Consider the following 20,056-nt stretch of genomic DNA (forward strand, 5'->3'; position numbering starts at 1 on the left):
AATACACGAGTCAATCACGCACTGGAGGATGTAATTGGAACGCCGCCTTTATTCAGGCCGCGACGTGAAGCGCGCGCACAGCATCGATGATCTGCGCGCGATGGCTCGCAAGCGTCTGCCGAATTTCTGTTTCGAGTATGTGGAGGGCGGCGCCGAAGACGAAGCGACACTGCGGCGCAACCGCGACGTGTTCCGCGAAATCGCTTTTCTGCCGCGCACGCTGGTGAACGTCGAAAAGCGCAATCAGAGCGTGACGCTGTTCGGCGAGCGCAGCGCGTCGCCGTTCATGATCGGCCCGACCGGCTATAGCGGCCTGATGTTTCGCGAAGGCGACGTCAAGCTGGCCAGCGCGGCGGCAGCGGCCGGCATTCCGTTCGTGCTGAGCAACGTGTCGACGGTCTCGTTGGAGGACGTCGTGCGGCGCGCCGGCGGTCGCGTGTGGATGCAGGTCTACATGTACCGCACGCGTGAATCTCTCGCGAAACTGGCGCAGCGCGCGAAGGCCGCGGGCATCGAGGCGCTGGTCGTCACGACCGACAGCGCGGTGTTCGGCAAACGCGAATGGGACCTGCGCAACTACATCGAGCCGCTGAAACTCGACTGGCGCAACAAGTTCGACGTGCTGCGTCATCCGGGCTGGATGGCCAACGTGCTGTGGCCGAACGGCATGCCGCGCTTCGCCAATCTCGGCGACCTGCTGCCGCCGGGGCAGGACAGCGTGAAGGGTGCGACGATCACACTGGGCCGGGAACTCGACCCGTCGTTGTCGTGGGACGATATCCGCTGGCTGCGCGATCTGTGGCCGCGTCGGCTGATCGTCAAAGGCGTGCTGGGTGCTCCGGATGCGCTGAAGGCGCTGGAGGCCGGCGTCGACGGCATCGTGCTGTCGAACCACGGCGGGCGGCAGCTCGACAGCGCGGTATCGGCGATGGACGTGCTGCCCGAAGTCGTCGAGCAGGTTGGGGGTAAGCTGTGCGTGATGCTCGACGGCGGATTTCGCCGCGGCTCCGAGATCCTGAAGGCGGTCGCGCTGGGCGCCGATGCGGTATTGCTCGGACGCGCGACCACCTATGGTCTGAGCGCGGGCGGTCAGCCGGGCGCCGAGCAGGCTATCGAGATTCTGCAGACCGAGATCGACCGGGCGCTCGGCTTGCTCGGTTGCTGCGATATCGCCGGGCTCGACCGTAGTTATCTGCGTTGGCCAGGGCAGCAGGCGCCGCTGTCGCGCGTGCAATCGCAAACGCAGACCCAAACGGTGCAGGCGCGCGCAGCGGCTCTGTCCGCCTGACGAACTGGAGATATCTGATGCAGCAAGAACCGAACGCCGCGACCCGCGGTAACGAAGCCGTCGCCGCGCTGCGCGAAACGCTCGGCGCGGACATCGTGAGTCTGCCGGCCGAATTTGGCGGGCGGCAGTTCGCCGACTGGAGCGGCACGCGATCGACCGATCCGATCGCGCTGATCCGGCCGCGCACGACCGAAGAGGTCGCCACCGCGCTCAGAATCTGTCATCAATTCCGCCAGCCGGTCGTCACGCAAGGCGGCATGACCGGGCACGCGGGCGGCGCCTGCGTGCTCGGCGGCGAGGTGGCGCTGAGCGTCGAGCGGATGAACGGGGTCATCGACATCGATCCGGTCAGCGCGACCATCACCGTGTTCGCGGGCACGCCGCTGCAGGCGGTGCAGGAAGCGGCCGATCACGCCGGCTTCATGTTCGCGCTCGACCTCGGCGCGCGCGGCAGTTGCACGATTGGCGGCAACATCGCAACCAATGCGGGCGGCAACCGCGTGATCCGCTACGGGATGATGCGCGACCAGGTGCTCGACGTCGAAGCGGTGCTCGCCGACGGCAGCGTGATCGGCGGCGAGCGCAAGATGATCAAGAACAATACCGGCTACGACCTGCGCAACCTGCTGACCGGCAGCGAAGGCACGCTCGGGGTCATCACGCGCGCGGTGCTGCGCCTGCGTGCCAAACCGCGCGCAATCTCGACCGCATGGTGCGGCATGCCGGATTACGAGGCGGTGACCACGCTGCTCGGCCGCGCGCAGGAACGGCTGCCGGCCGGCGTGTCCGCGTTCGAGGTCATGTGGCCCAGCTATTGCGACTTCGTGCGGGAACGCCTGCCCGAACTGCGCGTGCCGCTCGGCAGCGATCACGCTTACTACGTATTGCTCGAGACTTGCGGCGCGGACCCGGAGCGGCAGGCGGCGGCGTTCGAGGACTTTCTCGCCGACATGCTCGACGCCGGCGTGATCTCCGACGCCGCGATCGCGCAATCGGACGCCGACGCTGCGGCGTTCTGGGCGATTCGCGACGCGCCGGCCGAATATCCGCGCCTGATCCCCGGACGCATCTCGTTCGACATCAGCTTCGCGGTCGCGCAGGCGGGCGATGCGGCGCAGCGTTGCGACGAGCGGCTGCGCGCGCGCTGGCCGCAAGCGACGATCCTCGTCTACGGGCATCTCGGCGACGGCAATCTGCACGTGGTGGCGCAGGAACCGGGCTGGACCGACGAGGACATCGACGAGGTCAAGCGCGTCGTCTATGAACTCACGGGGGAAATGGGCGGCTCGGTATCGGCCGAGCATGGGATCGGCGAGGAAAAGCTGAGCGTGCTCGGCATGTCGCGCTCGCCGGCCGAACTCGCCGCGATGAAGGCGATCAAGCTTGCGCTCGATCCGCACAATATCCTGAACCCCGGCAAGGTGATCGCGATGTAGTGCGGCTCCGAGTCACGCGTTTTCGCCGGTTGCGAATATGCTGTTTTCCGGTTCCGTCTGTTCGACGTCGATGCATTGCACGCGCCAGTGGCCGCTGATCAGGCTGCGGCTGCCCTCCGTGCACCACTGCACACGGCCAATCTCGCCTTCGAACGGTGCGTCGAGCTGGTTCAGGTCGAGCCCCTCGAGCACGCACACCGGCACTGTGCCATGCGACGCGCACACGAGCGTATTGCCGCAATCCACATGCAACGCGCCGCAATCGGGCAAGTCGAGCCCGAAATGACCTTCGCGCGACCATTGCCGCGTGTCCTTGTCGAGCCAGAGAATGGCGAAGGCCATCGGGGTGACACGATCGAACGTGTCGAGATGAACGGTCAAACGCATGACAAGTCTCCGCAATATAAATGACTGGTTCGTATTGGCCAGGTACCCGTTGCCCGAGCGTATGCGCGTCCGGCGCCTATCAGGAATAAGATCAGTGTACGGACGGCGAAACGGCCCTTGTTGACGATCGCGCGACACAATGGCGCGCCTATGCTGATCTGATGAAAGCGGCGCGTAGCCCGCGGTCAGCATGACCTCAGCGTGCCGCCGCCAAAGCGTCTGAAGGAGAAACCGATGCGCGCGATGGTGTTCGACGGCAGCTCAGCGACGCTGACCGAGCGGGCAGTGCCCGATCCGCGGCCCGGCGCCGGCGAGATCCTGATCGACGTTCATGCCTGCGGCGTATGCCGCACGGACCTGCATGTGGTCGATCGCGAGCTCGAACATCCGAAGCGGCCGGTGATTCCAGGCCACGAAATCGTCGGCGTGGTGGCCGAGTTGGGCGCGGGCGTCAGCGGGTTCAGGGTGGGCGAGCGGGTCGGCGTGCCGTGGGTCGGCCACACCTGCGGCCACTGCCGCTACTGTCTGTCCGCCCGCGAAAATCTCTGCGAAGACGCCGGCTTCACCGGCTACACGATCGACGGCGGCTATGCCGAGCGCACGGTCGCCGATAGCCGCTACTGCTTCCATCTGCCGCCGCACTACAGCGATATCGAGGCCGCGCCGCTGCTATGCGCGGGTCTGATCGGCTATCGCACGTTGAGCATGGCGGGCGACGCCGAACGGATCGGCATCTACGGTTTCGGCGCGGCCGCGCATCTCGTCGCGCAGGTCGCGCGTCACCAGCAGCGCACCGTCTATGCGTTCACGCGTCCCGGCGATCACGCGGCCCAGCAACTCGCGCTGCGCCTCGGCGCGACATGGGCGGGCGGCAGCGACGAGGCGCCGCCCAGCGAACTCGACGCCGCGCTGCTGTTCGCGCCGGTCGGCGCACTGGTGCCGCTGGCGCTGCAGGCGGTCGCGAAGGGCGGCGTGGTGGTGTGCGGCGGGATTCATATGAGCGACATTCCGTCGTTCCCGTACGCGTTTCTGTGGGGCGAGCGGCGCGTCGTATCGGTCGCCAATCTGACCCGCGACGATGGGCTTGCGTTCATGCGCAGCGCCGCGGAGACCCGGCTCGCGATCGAGACGACCACCTACCCGTTGCGCGACGCGAACCGCGCGCTCGACGATCTGCGCCACGGCAAGCTGACCGGCGCGGCCGTGCTCGCGGTCCGCTCATGATTTGTTCGCAAGCCATGGTCGCTTGATGCAGATCAAGCCGCCCGCCGCGCCGGCGTTCATTATGTAAGCGCGCACCGTTGGGCGCCCCGTCACGGGCCGAGGCGCGGCGCGACGATCCGAGGAAAGCCGATGAACACTGCTGCCGAGCGCAACACCTTCCACCGCGTGATGATCGCGTCCGCGGGCGGCACAGGACTGGAGCTCGCCACGCATGTCGCCCGGCAGTTCGTCGCCGCGGATGCGCGCTTTCGTCTCGTCGACCGCGACCAGCACGCGGCTCACCGTCGCGGCATACGCGCGGCACGCCGCATCCGGCCAGTGCGGGCGGGCCCTTTTATCTGTAGCAGGGGCGCGCCACGCGTTGACAAATCCAACCTCAGTGGAGAATCGGCATGTACCAACATATCCTCGTCGCGCTGGACGGCAGTAGCTTTTCGAAACGCGCGCTGAAAGAAGCGGTGAATCTCGCCGCGTTGACGAAGGCCGTCGTGCATCCGGTTTATGTAGTCGACAAGACGCCGATCTTTTCCTATGCCGGCTATTACGACCCGCTCGCGCTAGTCGAAGCATTGCGCCAGGACGGCCACTCGGTGCTCGAGGAGGCCGAGCAGGCCTGCGCCGCCGCCGATGTGCGCTGCCGGCCCGCGATGATCGAGTCGGAGAGCCTGTCCGACGACGTCGCCACGATCGTGCTGCGCCACGGCGAGGACGTCCACGCCGATCTGCTCGTGCTGGGCACGCATGGGCGACGCGGCGTGCGGCGCCTCGTGATCGGCAGCGTGGCGGAGCGGGTGCTGCGTTTCTCGACCTGTCCGGTGTTGCTGATGCGCGAGCAGATCAGCGAGGAAGCGCCCGAGGAGTAATCCGCGGTAGCGGGGCGCGGCGGCGTGGGAGCACTACACGAGCGCGTCGGCTGGTATCTGGATCGAGATCCTGAAACCATGGCCCGGCGAGCTGGTGAACGACACGTTGCCGCGCAACTGCCGCACACGTTCGCGAATGCCAAGCAGCCCGAATGAATGTGTTCCCTGCGCATGATCCAGCGCGACACCCACGCCGTCATCGTCGATATCGAGCGATACGATCGGGCCCGCGCAGATCATGTCGATGCGTACGCGCCTCGCCTTGGCGTGCCGCGCGACGTTCGTCAACGCCTCCTGAACGATGCGAAACAGCGCCGTCGCCGCGAATTCGCCGCATACCGGCTCGGCCGGTTCGAGATGCACGCTTGAGCGCACGTTGTAGCGTTTCGTAAAGTCTTCGGCCAGCCAATCGAGCGCGGCGGCGAGTCCGAGGTCGTCGAGCAGCGGGGGGCGCAGATCGGCGGCGATGCGCCGCAGCGAAGCGGCCATCCAGTCGATCTGCTGTTGCAGCTCGCGCGTTTGCGCCGCAAGCGGCTCGGTGTCGGCTTGCTTGTTCAGCTTCGCTTCGAGCAGCGCGACGCTCATTTTCAGCGCCGTCAGCCGTTGGCCGAGATCGTCGTGCAGTTCGCGCGCAATCCGTTTCTGCTCGTTTTCACGGGCGATGTGCGTGTGCGTGGATACCTGACTCGCGCGTTCGAGTTCCGCAAGACGCATGCGCTCGGTCAGATCGCGCGTGACCTTGGCGAAGCCGAGCAGCGCGCCCGACGCATCGTGCACGGCGGAAACGACCGCATTAGCCCAGAAACGCGAGCCGTCGCGACGCACACGCCACCCTTCGTCCTCGGCGCGGCCCACGGCTGCGGCGGTTTCCAGTTCGCGCGCGGGCTTGCCGGCCGCGATGTCTTCCGGGGTATAGAACTTCGAGAAATGCTGGCCGATGATTTCTTCGGGCGTGTAGCCCTTGATGCGCTGTGCGCCGGGATTCCAGCTGGTGATGCGGCCGGCGGGGTCTAGCATGAAGATCGCGTAGTCCTGCACCGCCTCGACCAACATGAAATAGCGATCCTCGACGGACACCTCCGACCCGGACGCAGCACTGGTGAAGCAGGAAGACTCGCCGCTCGATAGACCCATCGCTCCTCCGGGGCGGCCACGCAAGGTCGCGTACCGCAACGCACTGAGTTATATCAGTTCAGGAGCGCCTGTTCCACCCGGCATGTCCCGCGAACGAACGTGGGGCGAGCGTCGCGCCGGCGCTCAGACCCGAGCCAGTCGTTCTGGGTCTTCGATGCGGATCGTTTTGCCGTTCGCCTTGACGAGGTGCTCGCGTTGGAACTTCGAGAACATCCGGCTCACCGTTTCGAGCTTCATGCCCAGAAAGCAGCCGATTTCCTCGCGCGTCATGCGCAGATGAAACTCCGCCGCGGAAAAGCCGCGCGCCTTGAAGCGTTTCGACAGATTCAGCAAAAAAGTCGCGACGCGCTGCTCGGCGGTCATCGTGCCGAGCAGCATCATCTGGCTCGATTCGCGCACGATCTCGCCGCTCATCATCTGATAGATGTGATGCTGCATCGGTTTGATCTCGCGACAGATCGCCTCGAGCTGCGCGAACGGAATGATGCACACGACGCTATCTTCGAGCGCAATCGCATCGCAATTCTGCTTGCCCTCGCCGATGCCGTCGAGGCCAAGCGAGTCGCCGGCAATCTGGAAGCCCGTCACGTGCTCGCGACCGTCGCGATGCATGACCACGGTTTTGAATGAGCCGGCGCGTATCGCGTAGATGCTTTGAAACTCGTCGCCCGCGCGATACAGCGCGTCGCCGCGTTTGATCGAGCGCGTCGAGCAGATCAACGCATCGAGCCGGCTCAGTTCGTCCGGTGTCAGCTCGGGCGGCATGCACATCGCGCGCATCGCGCAGGTGGAGCAGCGCGTGACGGCGTGGCGTGCCGCCGCGGTGCTGGGCGCGACGTGGCTCGGTACGGCGTGCGAGGTGCGAGGCGCGTCGTGGCGGGGTTCACGGACTGCGGCAACTTGCATGATCGGCTCCTGGCGGTCAGACCCGATGCGCACGACGCGCATAGGCAATCGCTTCGATGGCGCGGCAGGCGAGCTCGAACTCCGAGGTCTTGTCGAAGAAGAAGTCGGCGCCCGCCGCTTCGCACGCGCGGCGAAACGCCGTCGCGTCATGATTGGTCAGCACGATGCTGACGATGGACGGCCGCACCCGCGCTAGCGCAGCGAGCAGCAGGAGGTCGGTCTTGCCCGAGAAGCACGGGTCCAGCACCGCGACATCGGCGCGACTCGCGACGATGTCGTCGAACGCGTGCTCGACGCCCGCCGACTCGCCGGCGATTTCGATGCCGGGAATCAGCGCGATCAGGCAAGCAAGCCGGCGCCGGACCTCGACCGCATCGTCGACGAGGAAGATTCTCGATAAGGTGGTTGACGGGGCGGTGTCCATACCGACCAGTATTGGCGACCTAATCTTGGAAATATATCGGCAGCGCTTTAAGCGGTGCTAGGAGTTCAGGTGTTGGTTGTAGGAATATTCCTAGTGGGTTGCTGGCGATGCCGCCCAGCAGCGGCCGCACCGAGCGGCGGCCCGTTGACCTGCGTCAAGCCGCGTGGCGGGGCGCGCTTCACACTGTCGGTGCAAACGCGCGAGGGCACCACTTCGGGTCATGCCAGCGCTTTCAGAGGGAGTCCGACATGTATGCACGAATTCTGGTTGCACTCGACGACAGTCCCAGCGCGCAGCGCGCCTTCGCCGAGGCGCTGAAGCTCGCGAAGCTGACGGGCGCCACGCTCGAAGCCTGCTGCGTGGTGGGGCACGGCAAGTGGTCGGACAATGCCGACGTGGCTTTCGAGCCGGAACCGGCGGGCGCGGCGCAAGATTTCGCCAGCCGCGCGCTCGATGGCCCGCGCGAGCTGTTGCGCGAGGCGCAGGTGCCGGGCGGCGTGCGGGTGATCGACGCTTACGCCGAAAACGTGTCGGCGGTGCTCGCGCGCGTCGCCGACGAAATCCAGGCCGATCTGATCGTGATGGGCACGCATGGCCGCCGTGGCGTGCAGCGCTTTCTGCTCGGCAGCGTCGCGGAGTCGCTGGTGCGGTCGACCGACATACCGGTGCTGATCGTGCGGCATGACGAACAAGCCCACCCTCGGCCCTGAAGCGCCGCGCAGAGCCAGTTTCTAGCGGCTCAGGTGAGTTTGCTCAGGCGGGTCCGCTGGCGGCGCTGTTCGGGGCAGGCTGGACGCGCGTCGCGCCGCTCGCCTGCGCGGGAATCATCAGCACCGGGCAACAGGCGCAGCGCAACACGCGCTCGGCGACGCTGCCGAGCAACAGCCGTTGAAACCCGCGGCGGCCGTGCGTGCCCATCACGATCGCATCGGCGTGCCATTCGCGCGCCGTCTCGACGATGCGATGCGCGATGTCTTCGCCGGTGGTCGCGGCTTCGACGGTGCGGGCCGTGCCCTTGACCCCGCGTGCGCTCATCCGGCTCTGCGCGTCGGCCGCGATCCGCTTGCCTTCCTCGATGAACGCGTCCTCGATCGTGGAAGGGTCGAAGCCGGGCGCGTCGTAAGCGATGATGGGTACGTCGATCACGTACAGCGGCATCAGCTCGGCGCCCGATCCGGCGGCGAGGGTCAGCGCGGCGTCGAACGCGCGCGAGGCCGTGGCGCTGCCGTCGAGCGCGACGAGTAGGCGGTGAAACATGGCGGGCTCCTTAAGCGCGCACTTCAGTGCGACAACAGCACCGGCACGGTCATCGATTCGAGCATCGTGCGCGTCGCGCCGCCCAGCACGACTTCGTGCAGACGCGAATGCGCGTAGGCGCCCATCACGATCAGGTCGCAGCCGAGCTCGGCCGCCTGCGACAGCAGCGCGTCGCCGACCGGCGCGCGGTCCGCGACGCTCAGCTCGCGCACGTCGATCTTGACGCCGTGACGCGCGACGGTGAGTGCGATGTCGTCGCCGGCAGCCGTGCCCTGCGGCGGACGATCGGCCGACGAATGAACCGTCAGCAGCGTCACTTTGGCTGCGTGCGCGAGGAACGGCAGCGCGTCGTGGATCGCGCGGGTCGCTTCGCGGCTGCCGTCCCACGCGATCAGCGCGTGGCGGCCCGGCGCCGCGAAGGTGCCGCTCGACGGCACCAGCAACACCGGCCGCCCGGCCGACAGCACGATGTGCTCGACGAACTGTTCGGCGACGAACGCGTCCGGGTCGGTCGGGTCGGTCTGACCGAGCACGATCAGATCGGCGACCCGCGCATAGGGCGGCACGACGTCGTTCGCGTAGCCGTTCGCGGCGATCCAATGGCCATCGACGTTCGCGCGCGCGAGTTCCGCGCGAAACAGCCGCTCCAGCGCGCTGGCACGCTCGTGGCGCCGGCGCTCGTGCTCCGCATAGTAGTCGGCGGTGCCGGCCATCACGAAGAACGCGTGCTGCGGCGGCACGTACGTCGAAAACAGGCCGGTCAGCGTCGCATGAAAGCGGTGTGCGAGCTGCAATGCGATCTCGAGGCGCGGATGTGCACGAACGCTCGTATCGAGGTGAACGAGAATGCTTTTGTAGCTCATCGCCAAAGCTCCGTGACAGAACGCGGGAAACGGGCGCAAGCGGGCTCGCGCCCGTCGTCAAATGGAGTCTATGGGCCCTGCGGGCGAGGCTGTTGATGCAGATCAAGCGCGGCCCGTCGCGAGCTCGATACGGTGGCAGACGCGCTCGACGGTTTGCAACCGCGCCTGGCAATCCTATGCTGTGCTCTGGAGGGCAGCGATGATGGCTTCCGAATTCGATGCGCCGCTCGGGCGCTTCGCTTCACCATGGACCTCGACGGCATCCGGACAGCCCGAAGGCTGGTTCGATTACGCGTCGGCGTATCAGACCGCGCAGCGCGCGGCGCGCGAGTACGCGGCGCGGAGCTTCGCCGACTGGAGCAAGCCGATCGCCTTTGCGGTACAGCGCGAGGCGGAGTGGTTCGACGAGGCGAACCGCGCTTGCGCCGCGTGGTATGCGTGGTGGCAGGCGGCGTACGGCATCGCGCCGGGCGTCGCGCCGCTCGCGGGCGGCCTGAGCGCGTGGTGGTGGAGCTCGCAGAACGCGCTGCCGTTCGCGGGCGTCGTTTAGCCGCGCGGGCCGGCACAGCCGGCGCGCGCACCGTCAATGGCAGACACGGCAAGGAGGAGTTCAGATGGGAACGGATCGCGTGGCATTGGTCACAGGCGGGATGGGCGGTTTGGGCGCGGCGGTCAGCCGGGCGCTTCATGACGCGGGTATGACGGTCGCGGTGACGCACTCGACGCACAACGATCACGTGCCCACCTGGCTGCAGCACGAGCGCGACACGGGGCGCGACTTTCACGCATATGAAGCCGACATCGCCGACTTCGATTCCTGCGCGCGCTGCGCGCAACGCGTGCTGACCGAACTAGGCGCGGTCGACGTGCTGATCAACAACGCCGGCATCACGCAAGACACGAGCTTCGCGAAGATGAGCAAGGAGCACTGGGACGCCGTGCTGCGCACCGATCTCGATGGCCTGTTCAACATGACCAAGCCGCTGTTGCCCGGCATGCTCGAGCGGCGCCACGGCCGTATTGTCAACGTGGGGTCGGTCAACGGCTCGCGCGGCGCCTACGGGCAAACCAACTATTCATCGGCCAAAGCGGGCGTGCACGGCTTTACCAAGGCGCTTGCGCTCGAAACCGCGAAGCACGGCGTTACGGTGAACACCGTGTCGCCCGGTTACCTCGCGACCGCGATGGTCGAAGCGGTGCCGCGCGAGATTCTCGACACGAAGATCCTGCCGCAGATTCCGGTCGGCCGGCTCGGACGTCCGGACGAGGTGGCGGCGTTGATCGCGTTTCTATGCTCCGACGAAGCGGCTTTTATCACTGGTGCCGATATTGCGATCAATGGTGGGATGCATATGCATTGAGGAGTGTCCTAGACGGCGATAACCAAGTCTGTGTATTTCGACAGATGGCCGTCTGAACTCAGCAAGCGCAACGGCTCCGAAAGAGCTTGTGCGACCAGAAGCCGATCGAATGGGTCCTTGTGAATATCGGGCAAATCTCGAACCAGAGCGGCATGCACTGCCCGCACCGGCAATTCCAGAAAGCCGCTCGCTTCGATCTCGGAAACGAGGAGATTGACGTCCACCTCGAGCTTTCCAAGACCGGCTTTAATCGAGGCCTCCCAAATACTCGCGCTGCTGACGAAAACCTCGCTTGCATCGAGTATCAGCTTACGGGCAGCTTTGGTTAGCTTGCGATCGTCCGTGACTGCCCAGAGGAAAACGTGCGTATCGAGAAGGAGTCGCATCAACGGCCTTCGAATGCCGCGATAACGTCATCGGGCAAGGGTGCGTCAAAGTCGTCCGCAATGCGAACTTTCCCCTTCAGTCCACCAAACCGCCGAACGGCCCTGGCATGTTGCATCGGTACGAGCCGCGCTGCCGGCTTGCCGGCCTTTGCGATCACGATCTCCTCGCCGCTGGCCGCAGCATCGACGAGACGCGAAAACTGGGTCTTTGCTTCATGTATATTGACTGTCTGCATAACTGCTCCTACTGGACTAAGTCCATATTAGTCCGCTCCGGTATGGCGGTCAAGCGACTATCACCAGTTGATTGCCACACTGCCTTCACCGCGCTTGACCCACGTCAATGACCGCCACTCCGACAGGAACAAGATAAGCCCATAGCGAGCGCCTGGACTTGCATCTGCGTGGAACAGGTCCGTTCGACACTGGCAACGGGAGGCGAAGATGGGCATTGACATGCAGATCGTCTACCTTGGCTTCGCGGGTGCCGCACCGCTCGAAGCGGAAGCAGGTGCGCAGCTGGTGCGTCTCGCACGGTTTGGCGCGCTCGTGTCGCACTGCCATCTCGCCATCGAGGCATTGCGTCCCGGATCGGCGCGTCCGCTGTATGACGTGCGGCTCGATCTCGTCACGCCCGCGCGCGAACTCAAGCCCATCGCGCACTGCGCTGACGACGACGCCAAAGCGGCGATCCGCCGCGCGTTCGATGTGGCGGAACTGGCCCTCGAAGCTGCGATCGGCACGGAGCGCGGGAACTGAGCAAACTGGCGTCGCGACGTGACGCGCGGACTGCCGGCGTTGTCGCGGCCACCTCACGCCGAACTGCGGTCTGCCGAACCCCTGGCCGCGCGGCGCGGCTGGCAAACCTCCGACGCGGCGTGTTCGACATCGCGCCAGAATTCGCAGAGGCCCGGATAAACCGCATCGCGCCAACGCGGGCCGATGAACAGATCGTAGTGATTGCACTGCTCGATGGTGAGCTGCCGCGCGGGCCGCATCGGCGATGTATTGCACAGTGCATGCGCGCAATGCGTTTGCGCCGTGCCGGTGATCTCGTCGCTGTCGCCCTCGATCGTGCACAGCGGGGTATCGCGCAGCGCGGCGATCCGCACCCGGCGCCCGGCGACCGACCATAAATCACGCGGCAAAAGATGTTCGTGAAACACCACGCGAAGCATGTCGAAAAAGTAGCACTCCGTCATATCGAGGACCGCCGCATACTCGTTGGCCGAGCGCAGTGCCTGCTGCGCACCGGGCATGTCGCCGGCGAGCCAGCGGGACCAGTAGTCCGCTTCGAGCCGCAACTGACGCTCCGGATGCGCGGCAAAAATCGCGGCCTGCTGGATGAATCCCGGATACACGAGACGTCCCGCGCCGCGATAGGGCGGTGGAACGATATCGATCGCATGATCGTGGAACCACTCGAGCGTATGCGAACTCGCGAAGCGGTCCGTGACGGTCGGATTCAAACGGGTATCGATCGGGCCGCCCAGCAGCGAGATGCTCGCGAGCGGGGCGGCCTCGTCCACGGCGAGCAGCGCCGCGGCGCCGAGCGCGGGCACGCTCGCCTGACAGATTGCGACCACATGAACCGGCGAGCCGAACGTGCGGGCGGTGCCGATGAAGCTGTCGAGCGCCTGCACGTAGTCGTCGAGCGATAGCGGGCCCGCTTCGAGCGAAACGTCGCGCGCATCGGTCCAATCGGTCACGAATACGTCACGTTCTTCGAGCAGCGTCTCGACGGTCTCGCGCAGCATCACCGAGTGATGTCCGGCAAGTGGCGCGCACAACAGCACTGGCGGTTTGGTGTCGGTAGGTGGTGCAGGCAGATTGCGCTTGAACCTGAGCAGCGCGCCGAGCGGCAACGAGGCGACGACGCTTTCGTCGACGCTCACGCGGCGACCGTCGACGCCAACCGAGTGGATCGCGAATGGCGGCGTTCGCTCGATAGCGCAGGTCGACCGGAGCAGCCAGCGGCTGAATGCGTCGGTCGCATGATTCGGGCTGAGCCAGCCCGTTTGCGCGCTCGGCATCGACCCAGATTCGGTTAGAACTCCCCCGACCATCGCGCGAGCGAGGCGTTGTTGTGCGTCGATAAAGGCGTACCACATGATGAAACCCGGCGTTCGTCGATCATGAGGGCAGCGTTGCCGCACCGGCACCACCTCGTGACGCGGGTACGTCGCAAAAGCTTACCGCGAAACCTCGGGACGGGGGCATCGAAATCGATGCGCGTGCGGTGCATGGCGGCCTCTTTAGCATGTCGCATGCACGGGTCGTTGCGCGTTTTCCCGGCAGGATTTTCGCGCGATTTCGCGTGAGTCTGAAGCGAAGCTGAAGGCGTCGGGCGAGCGATCGGCGTCGAGCGTGACGCACGGTTCACGTCGACGCTTGACCTGGATCAACGAGACAGGCGTTGCACGGACCTACGCTGACGGTGGTAGCCGCTCGCAACAACCCGAGGAGCATTCGATGGCTATATCAGCAAACGCACAGCAAGGAACCTGGTCCGTGAGTGTCCATACGGAGGAGGCGGCAGAAGGCGGATTTCAGGCGACGATCCATGTCAAACATGTGTCGCCCGAAGGTGACTTCGAACGCACCTTTCAGCAATCGCAGGTGTTCGCCGTGGAAAGAGAAGCGGTACTCGAAGGACTGCGCGAAGGCATGACATGGATCGCGCTGAAGACGACGCGGACCATCGGGGTGTAAAGCCGATGAGGCCCGCGCGGTGTCATGACAACGTGCGACGTCAATCGAGCCACGTTTTGATCGTCGTAGTCATCGCGCTAGTGGAGATGCCATACAGATCGTGCAGCGTCGGCAGCGCACCAGCGGCGAGGAACGCGTCGGGCAGCGCGATTTGCCGGAACGGCGGCGCAACTCCAGCGCTGAGCAGCGTGCGCGCCACGGCTTCGCCGAGTCCGCCGATCACCGTATGGTTCTCCGCGACGATCACCATGCGGCCCGTGCGCTTCGCTTCGCGCAGGATCGTCGCGGTGTCGAGCGGCTTGATGGTCGGCACGTGCAGCACCGCCACGCCGATGTTATCGGCTTCCAGTGCCTTCGCGGCTTCGAGCGAGCGCATCGTCATGATCCCCGACGAGATCAGCAGCACGTCGTTGCCGTCGCGCAGCAGCTTCGCCTTGCCCAATTCGAAGCGATAGTCGTATTCGTCGAGCACGGCGGGCACGTTGCCGCGCAACAGGCGTGCATAGACCGGCCCTTCGTGTGCGGCAATGGCCGGCACCATCTGCTCGATATCGAGCGCGTCGCACGGATCGATCACCGTCATGTTCGGCATCGCGCGCATCAGCGCGAGATCTTCGGCCGCCTGGTGACTCGGGCCGTAGCCGGTCGTCAGGCCCGGCAACGCACAGACGATCTTCACGTCGAGATTGTCTTCGGCGATCGTTTGATGAATGAAGTCGTACGCGCGGCGCGTTCCGAACACCGCGTAGGTCGTGACGAACGGCTGCGCGCCTTCGTGCGCGAAGCCGGCGGCCGCGCCCATCAGCAGTTGCTCGGCCATGCCCATCTGGTAGTAGCGGTCCGGAAATTCCTTCGCGAAGATATGCAGGTCGGTGTACTTGCCGAGATCGGCTGTCATGCCGATCACGCTCGCCTTCGTGCGCGCCAGTTCGACCAGTGCGTGACCGAACGGCGCCGAACGCGTGACCTGTCCTTCGGCGGCAATCGACGCGATCATTGCCGAGGTTTTAAGGCGCGGCTTATTTGCAACGGTAATCATGCTTGTCTCCCGGCTTCGAGCGCTTCGAGCGCGAGTTGCCATTCGTGTGCATCGACGCGGATGAAGTGATTCTTCTCGCGAGCTTCGAGGAACGGCACGCCGCAGCCCATCTTCGTATCGCAGACGATGATGCGCGGTTGCGGCTTGTCGTGATGCCGCGCGTTATCGAAGGCGCGCTTCACCGCGTCGATGTCGTTGCCGTCCACGCGCTGCGTGTACCAGCCGAACGCTTCGAGCTTGTCGACGAGCGGCTCGAACGCCATGATCTGCGTTGATGGACCATCGGCCTGCTGGTTGTTTACGTCGACGATCGCGATCAGGTTGTCGAGCTTCCAGTGCGCGGCCGACATCAGGCCTTCCCAGACCGCGCCTTCGTCGAGTTCGCCGTCGGAGAACAGCGTGTAGACGAAGGAGTCCGACGCTTTGCGCTTCAATCCGAGGCAGCGGCCGACGGCGATCGTCAGCCCTTGGCCGAGCGATCCGCCCGACATCTCCATGCCGGGCGTGTAGCTCGCCATGCCGGACATCGGCAGACGGCTGTCGTCGCTGCCGTAGGTTTCGAGTTCATCGGCGGGCAGGATGCCTGCTTCGAACAGCGCCGCGTATAAAGCAATCGCGTAGTGGCCATTCGACAGCAGGAAGCGGTCGCGGCCTTCCCATTCGGGGTCTTCGGCGCGGTAATGCATGGCGCCGAAGTAGGCGACGGCCAGCACGTCGGCGATGTCGAGCGCCTGGCCGACATAGCCCTGGCCCTGTACTTCGCCCATCAGCAACGCGTTGCGGCGGATGCGGTACGCACGCTCGGCGAGCGTGACCGACTCGGTGATGGTCTCAGTGTCCATCGGTAACTCCTGTAGCAGGTCGAGAGAGAGGTTCATCGGTTCACGGATCGCGCGGGCACCAGAAAGACCAGCAAGGCACCCAGCGTCACCGCGGCGGAAATGAAGATCAGCCCGGCGGTGGACTTGCCGGTCAGATCGTTGAGCCAGCCGACGATCGCCGGAGAGAAGAAGCCCGCCAGATTCGCGAAGCAGTTCACCGCGGCGATACCGGCCGCCGCGGACATGCCGCCGAGCAGCGCGGTCGGCAGCGACCAGAACTGCGACGACGAAGCCAGAATGCCTGCCGACGCGACGCTCAGGCACACGATCGACGCGCCGACGCTGCCAAGCAGCGGCAAGGTCGCGAAGCCGGCGGCGGCGACCAGCATCGGAATCGCCAGGTGAAAGCGGCGCTCGCGGCGACGGTCCGCGCTCATGCCGATCAGCGGCAACGCGACGATCGCGCACAGATACGGAATCGCGGTGAACAGGCCAACCCACAACGGATCGGCGACGCCGGCCTTGCGGATGATCGTGGGCAGCCAGAAGGTCAGGCCGTACTGGCCCAGCACCACGCAGAAGTAGATCGCGGCCATCAGCCACAGGCGCCGGTCGCCGATGAAGTCGCGAATCGACACGTGCGTGACCGTCTGTTGCGCATCGTTCGCGACGTTGCGTGCGAGCAGCGTTTTCTCCGCATCGTTCAACCACTTCGCTTTGGCGATGCCGTCGTCGAGATACAGCAGAATCGCGATGCCGAGCACGAGCGACGGCAGCGCTTCGAGCAGGAACAGCCATTTCCAGCCCGACATCGACAGCGCGCCGTGCAGCGAATGCATGATCGCGCCGGACAGCGGTCCACCGATGATGCCCGCGAGCGGAATCGCCATGAAGAACAGCGACAACGCTTTGGCGCGGCGCTGCGCCGGGAACCAGTAGGTCAGGTAAAGGATCACGCCGGGCGCAAAGCCGGCCTCGGCTACGCCGAGCAGAAACCGCAGCACATAGAACGCGGTAGGCGTTCTGACCAACACGAAGCTCGCAGAGATGACGGCCCACGTCAGCATGATTCGCGCAAGCCAGCGGCGCGCGCCGACGCGATGAAGAATGACGTTGCTCGGCACCTCGAACAGGAAGTAGCCGAGAAAGAAGATGCCGGCGCCCATCCCATACACCGTTTCGCTGAATTGCAGATCGTTGAGCATCTGCAGCTTCGCAAAGCCGACGTTCACGCGATCCAGATACGCGCCGAGATAGCACAGCATCAGGAATGGAATCAGCCGCCGGGCGACTTTCGCATAGGTCCGCGCTTCGAACGTGAGTTCGTCGTTTCGCGGTATCACGTCGCCGGCAACGGTCGCGGTGTATTTCGCTTTCATCGATGTCTCCTATGTGCGCCACGGCAGGCGCTGCTGCGCGTGCCCGCGGCCACGTGCCCCGGATAGTGTCCCGGGTGCGTTGCTTGCGCCGTCTGGCGGCGCGCGGTGTTTCAGTGAATCAGCATGCCGCCGTTGACGTCGAGCGTGATCCCCGTCAGGTAGCTCGACAGGTCGCTCAGCAGAAACAGGCACGCGTTCGCGACGTCCGCGGCGTCACCGAGCCGGCCGAGCGGAATGCCTTTGATGATGTCCTCGCGCATCGCGGGCGTCAGTTTGTCGCCCGTGATATCCGTATGGATGAGGCCCGGCGTGATCGAGTTCACGCGGATATGGTTCGCGCCGAATTCACGCGCCATCGCCTTGGCGAGACCGAGCACGCCCGCTTTCGCGGCGCTGTAGTGCGGGCCGCCGAAGATGCCGCCGCCGCGCTGCGCCGAGACCGACGACATGCAGACGATGCTGCCGCCGTTCTGCTCCTTCATCGCCGGAAGTACCGCTTGCGACATGTACAGCGTGCCGCGCAGATTGACGTCGACGATCGCGTCGAAGTCCTTGCCGCCGATCTCGAGCGTGCGCACCGGCTGCGTGATGCCCGCGTTGTTGACGAGACCGTCGATGCGTCCAAAGCGCTGCAGCGTCTCGCGCGCGGCCGCGATGCAGGCGTCCTTGTCGGTCACGTCGCAAGCCAGACCGAGATGCTTCGCGCCGAGCTCGGCGGCCGCGCTTTGCGCATCTTCGCGGCGCAGATCGAGGATCACGACGGATGCGCCTTGCGCGGCCAGCGCGCGGGCCGTGGCCTTGCCGATGCCTCGCGGCGACGCCGCACCCGTCACGATGATGGTCCGGTTCTCGAGCAACATGGTTTGTCTCCTGTATGTTGACTGGTGCCCAGAGTGTCGGCTCGCGAGGCGCCCGCATCAACGCGGAAACGTTCAGCAATAGCTGAGAAAAATTCAGATGACGGATGGAGCGCACGCGCGGCCCTGTGCCACGCGTGCAGCCGGACGCGAACGAAAACGCGGATTCAGCCCCGCAAGTCGGCGGCCGCTTCGCGCTCGATCCACGCAAGGAAGCGCTCGACGCGCGGCAGGTCCGCGTTCTGCGCCGGATAGACGAGATGATGGGCACCGACTTCGACCGCGAAGCTGGCGTCGAACACGGGCGCGAGCAGGCCTTCGCGTATCTTCACCGATGCGAGCATCAGGCTTTCGAGCGCGATGCCGAGCCCGAGTGCCGCGGTTTCGAGCGACATGTACGAGCGGTCGAACGAGAAGTCGAAGGTCTTGTGCGCGGCGGAGACACCGGTCCTGCCGAACCACTGTTTCCACTGCACGAGCGGCGACTCCGAATAAATCAGCCGATGCGACAGCAGGTCTTCCGGCGTCTTCACCGGATGTTGCGCGAGGTACTTCGGCGACGCGAGCGGCGCGATGAACTCGCCGCGCACCGTTTTGACTTCGACGTTGGTCCAGTTGCCGTAGCCGTGGCGCACGTCGATGTCGTAGAAGCCGTTCGAGAACGACACGTTTTCGTATGAGCAGGCGACGTTCAGCTGGATGTCGTCGTTCGCTTCCTGGAACGACGACAGTCGCGGCAGCAGCCACATCAGGCCGAAGCTCGGGCTCGAATGCACGCGCAGGATCTCGACGTCGGTACGGCTCGACGCGCGTTCGGTCGCGCGGCTCAGGTCCGCGAGCGAGCCCGTCACGTCGGCCAGATAACGCTCGCCGGTCGGCGTCAGCACGAGTCCGCGGCCGGAGCGCTGGAACAGCGCCTGCCCGATGATCGATTCGAGGTTGCTCAGCTGATGACTCACCGCCGACGCGGTCAGGCCAAGTTCGTCGGCCGCGCGATTTACGCTTTTCGTGCGGGCAACGCTTTCGAACGCGATGATCGCCTTCAGCGGTGGGATGCGCATAGTGAAATTTTTTTCAGTTGCAGTGGAAGGAGACCGCCTTGTTCGCGAGTGATGCGCACTGCCATTCTGCCCGTAAGCCGCACCGATACCGATATGGCGCAGTGCACCACTGCGCAGGAGACAGACTGCCGCGCATTATCCGTTTTTCCTTCGCCGCACGCGGTCTGCGCGGCGTTCGCGCTAGTCAAGCGAGCTTCGCTCGACATCCGTCATACGCCTATTGTGCCGCCTGACGGCATGCGCAAGCTTCGCGGTTATGCGCTGCTCAAACGCTACGACTTGATCGCCGCCCGGCGATGAGCGTGCGAATGCGGTGCTTCAACGCGTCGCCGCTTCGTCTTCCGTCTCGCTCGCCTCGCGCGTCGAATTCGTCGCCGGTGCTTGCTGATTCACGTCGTCGACGACCTCTGGTTGCTTGCGCTCCAGCAAGCCGGCGACCGGATGCCCGCTCTGCCACCGGCCGGAACGCCCGGCATACGCGCAACAAGCGCCGACTACGAATGCGCCCAGCGCGGGCAGCGGAAGCGCAAGGCTGAGAAACACCGAACCCGTGCCGATTGCCACCCACGCGACGAAGGATATGTTCTTTCGATTGATTAGTGCGCGTCGGCTCATCGTCGTTTCTCCTTTGCCGCGCGCCGCGCCTCGTGTGCTCGTC

The 20,056-nt window shown here is 65.2% G+C and carries 26 protein-coding genes; 10 read left to right on the top strand and 16 right to left on the bottom strand.

Features of this window, described 5'->3' with window-relative positions; genetic code table 11:
- The first annotated feature begins 34 nt into the window (after positions 1–34).
- Both AB3X86_RS24335 and AB3X86_RS24340 read left to right on the top strand, forming a co-directional pair.
- Positions 35–1,288: an alpha-hydroxy acid oxidase gene (locus AB3X86_RS24335; RefSeq protein ID WP_368597989.1), complete on the top strand. Its 1,254-nt coding sequence runs from the start codon at positions 35–37 to the stop codon at positions 1,286–1,288.
- Between the two features lie 17 nt (positions 1,289–1,305).
- Positions 1,306–2,724, top strand: coding sequence for an FAD-binding oxidoreductase (locus tag AB3X86_RS24340; RefSeq protein ID WP_368597990.1), 1,419 nt, complete (start codon positions 1,306–1,308; stop codon positions 2,722–2,724).
- A gap of 12 nt (positions 2,725–2,736) precedes the next feature.
- Here AB3X86_RS24340 and AB3X86_RS24345 read toward each other — a convergent pair whose 3' ends face one another.
- Positions 2,737–3,111 (bottom strand): DUF3564 domain-containing protein, encoded by a 375-nt coding sequence (locus AB3X86_RS24345; RefSeq protein ID WP_368597991.1) that lies wholly within the window; start codon positions 3,109–3,111, stop codon positions 2,737–2,739.
- Positions 3,112–3,345: 234 nt separating this feature from the next.
- Between AB3X86_RS24345 and AB3X86_RS24350 the strand changes: the two genes are divergently transcribed.
- Positions 3,346–4,335, top strand: coding sequence for a zinc-dependent alcohol dehydrogenase family protein (locus tag AB3X86_RS24350; protein WP_368597992.1), 990 nt, complete (start codon positions 3,346–3,348; stop codon positions 4,333–4,335).
- On the opposite strand, the gene AB3X86_RS24355 is transcribed toward AB3X86_RS24350, so the two are convergent.
- On the bottom strand, positions 4,330–4,608 hold the full coding sequence (locus AB3X86_RS24355; protein ID WP_368597993.1) for a hypothetical protein: 279 nt from the start codon (positions 4,606–4,608) through the stop codon (positions 4,330–4,332). The genes AB3X86_RS24350 and AB3X86_RS24355 overlap by 6 nt on opposite strands.
- A 119-nt stretch (positions 4,609–4,727) precedes the next feature.
- On the opposite strand from AB3X86_RS24355, the gene AB3X86_RS24360 reads away from it, so the two are divergent.
- A complete protein-coding gene (locus AB3X86_RS24360) occupies positions 4,728–5,198 on the top strand; it encodes a universal stress protein (protein ID WP_176367990.1) in 471 nt (156 codons plus the stop codon).
- Between the two features lie 33 nt (positions 5,199–5,231).
- On the opposite strand, the gene AB3X86_RS24365 is transcribed toward AB3X86_RS24360, so the two are convergent.
- The 3 genes from AB3X86_RS24365 to AB3X86_RS24375 form a co-directional block, all read right to left on the bottom strand.
- Positions 5,232–6,332 carry a PAS domain S-box protein gene (locus AB3X86_RS24365; protein WP_368597994.1) on the bottom strand — a complete coding sequence of 367 codons (1,101 nt, stop codon included), beginning with the start codon at positions 6,330–6,332 and terminating at the stop codon, positions 5,232–5,234.
- 123 nt (positions 6,333–6,455) lie between these two features.
- On the bottom strand, positions 6,456–7,238 hold the full coding sequence (gene fnr, locus AB3X86_RS24370) for a fumarate/nitrate reduction transcriptional regulator Fnr (RefSeq protein WP_368597995.1): 783 nt from the start codon (positions 7,236–7,238) through the stop codon (positions 6,456–6,458).
- Positions 7,239–7,254: 16 nt separating this feature from the next.
- Complete coding sequence (locus AB3X86_RS24375) at positions 7,255–7,662, bottom strand: response regulator (protein ID WP_368597996.1); 408 nt, start codon at positions 7,660–7,662, stop codon at positions 7,255–7,257.
- A 248-nt stretch (positions 7,663–7,910) separates the two neighbouring features.
- Here AB3X86_RS24375 and AB3X86_RS24380 point away from each other — a divergent pair, with 248 nt between their 5' ends.
- On the top strand, positions 7,911–8,372 hold the full coding sequence (locus AB3X86_RS24380) for a universal stress protein (protein ID WP_176121419.1): 462 nt from the start codon (positions 7,911–7,913) through the stop codon (positions 8,370–8,372).
- A 43-nt stretch (positions 8,373–8,415) separates the two neighbouring features.
- Here the strand turns inward: AB3X86_RS24380 and AB3X86_RS24385 are convergent, their stop codons facing one another.
- Positions 8,416–8,919, bottom strand: a complete 504-nt coding sequence (locus tag AB3X86_RS24385; protein ID WP_368597997.1) for a universal stress protein — start codon at positions 8,917–8,919, stop codon at positions 8,416–8,418.
- A 23-nt stretch (positions 8,920–8,942) separates the two neighbouring features.
- Positions 8,943–9,782 (bottom strand): universal stress protein, encoded by an 840-nt coding sequence (locus tag AB3X86_RS24390; protein WP_368597998.1) that lies wholly within the window; start codon positions 9,780–9,782, stop codon positions 8,943–8,945.
- Between the two features lie 199 nt (positions 9,783–9,981).
- On the opposite strand from AB3X86_RS24390, the gene AB3X86_RS24395 reads away from it, so the two are divergent.
- Both AB3X86_RS24395 and phbB read left to right on the top strand, forming a co-directional pair.
- Positions 9,982–10,332: a polyketide synthase gene (locus AB3X86_RS24395; RefSeq protein WP_368597999.1), complete on the top strand. Its 351-nt coding sequence runs from the start codon at positions 9,982–9,984 to the stop codon at positions 10,330–10,332.
- Positions 10,333–10,396: 64 nt separating this feature from the next.
- Complete coding sequence (phbB, locus tag AB3X86_RS24400; protein ID WP_176111443.1) at positions 10,397–11,143, top strand: acetoacetyl-CoA reductase; 747 nt, start codon at positions 10,397–10,399, stop codon at positions 11,141–11,143.
- A gap of 8 nt (positions 11,144–11,151) precedes the next feature.
- Here the strand turns inward: phbB and AB3X86_RS24405 are convergent, their stop codons facing one another.
- Positions 11,152–11,529, bottom strand: a complete 378-nt coding sequence (locus tag AB3X86_RS24405) for a type II toxin-antitoxin system VapC family toxin (protein ID WP_013093781.1) — start codon at positions 11,527–11,529, stop codon at positions 11,152–11,154.
- Positions 11,529–11,765: a type II toxin-antitoxin system Phd/YefM family antitoxin gene (locus AB3X86_RS24410; protein WP_368598000.1), complete on the bottom strand. Its 237-nt coding sequence runs from the start codon at positions 11,763–11,765 to the stop codon at positions 11,529–11,531. The genes AB3X86_RS24405 and AB3X86_RS24410 overlap by 1 nt, the downstream gene beginning before the upstream one ends.
- 208 nt (positions 11,766–11,973) lie before the next feature.
- On the opposite strand from AB3X86_RS24410, the gene AB3X86_RS24415 reads away from it, so the two are divergent.
- Positions 11,974–12,288, top strand: coding sequence for a hypothetical protein (locus tag AB3X86_RS24415; protein WP_368598001.1), 315 nt, complete (start codon positions 11,974–11,976; stop codon positions 12,286–12,288).
- 53 nt (positions 12,289–12,341) lie between these two features.
- Here the strand turns inward: AB3X86_RS24415 and phaZ are convergent, their stop codons facing one another.
- Entirely contained in the window at positions 12,342–13,640 is a 1,299-nt protein-coding gene (gene phaZ / locus AB3X86_RS24420; RefSeq protein WP_368598002.1) for a polyhydroxyalkanoate depolymerase, read from the bottom strand.
- Between the two features lie 361 nt (positions 13,641–14,001).
- Between phaZ and AB3X86_RS24425 the strand changes: the two genes are divergently transcribed.
- A complete protein-coding gene (locus tag AB3X86_RS24425; RefSeq protein ID WP_176121643.1) occupies positions 14,002–14,241 on the top strand; it encodes a hypothetical protein in 240 nt (79 codons plus the stop codon).
- 40 nt (positions 14,242–14,281) lie between these two features.
- On the opposite strand, the gene AB3X86_RS24430 is transcribed toward AB3X86_RS24425, so the two are convergent.
- The 5 genes from AB3X86_RS24430 to AB3X86_RS24450 all read right to left on the bottom strand — a co-directional run bounded on the left by AB3X86_RS24430 (position 14,282) and on the right by AB3X86_RS24450 (position 19,398).
- A complete protein-coding gene (locus AB3X86_RS24430; protein WP_368598003.1) occupies positions 14,282–15,280 on the bottom strand; it encodes a transketolase family protein in 999 nt (332 codons plus the stop codon).
- Positions 15,277–16,122: a transketolase gene (locus tag AB3X86_RS24435; RefSeq protein WP_368598004.1), complete on the bottom strand. Its 846-nt coding sequence runs from the start codon at positions 16,120–16,122 to the stop codon at positions 15,277–15,279. The genes AB3X86_RS24430 and AB3X86_RS24435 overlap by 4 nt, the downstream gene beginning before the upstream one ends.
- Before the next feature lie 32 nt (positions 16,123–16,154).
- Positions 16,155–17,480, bottom strand: coding sequence for an MFS transporter (locus AB3X86_RS24440; RefSeq protein WP_368598005.1), 1,326 nt, complete (start codon positions 17,478–17,480; stop codon positions 16,155–16,157).
- A gap of 110 nt (positions 17,481–17,590) precedes the next feature.
- A complete protein-coding gene (locus AB3X86_RS24445; RefSeq protein WP_176111435.1) occupies positions 17,591–18,340 on the bottom strand; it encodes an SDR family NAD(P)-dependent oxidoreductase in 750 nt (249 codons plus the stop codon).
- A gap of 164 nt (positions 18,341–18,504) precedes the next feature.
- Positions 18,505–19,398 carry a LysR substrate-binding domain-containing protein gene (locus AB3X86_RS24450; RefSeq protein ID WP_176111434.1) on the bottom strand — a complete coding sequence of 298 codons (894 nt, stop codon included), beginning with the start codon at positions 19,396–19,398 and terminating at the stop codon, positions 18,505–18,507.
- Positions 19,399–19,449: 51 nt separating this feature from the next.
- Here AB3X86_RS24450 and AB3X86_RS24455 point away from each other — a divergent pair, with 51 nt between their 5' ends.
- Positions 19,450–19,698 carry a hypothetical protein gene (locus AB3X86_RS24455; protein ID WP_368598006.1) on the top strand — a complete coding sequence of 83 codons (249 nt, stop codon included), beginning with the start codon at positions 19,450–19,452 and terminating at the stop codon, positions 19,696–19,698.
- A gap of 18 nt (positions 19,699–19,716) precedes the next feature.
- On the opposite strand, the gene AB3X86_RS24460 is transcribed toward AB3X86_RS24455, so the two are convergent.
- Positions 19,717–20,013, bottom strand: coding sequence for a hypothetical protein (locus AB3X86_RS24460; RefSeq protein ID WP_368598007.1), 297 nt, complete (start codon positions 20,011–20,013; stop codon positions 19,717–19,719).
- Between the last annotated feature and the right edge of the window lie 43 nt (positions 20,014–20,056).

Origin of the sequence: Paraburkholderia sp. BR14374 (assembly GCF_040948685.1) — a bacterium.
Classification (GTDB): Bacteria; Pseudomonadota; Gammaproteobacteria; order Burkholderiales; family Burkholderiaceae; genus Paraburkholderia; species Paraburkholderia youngii.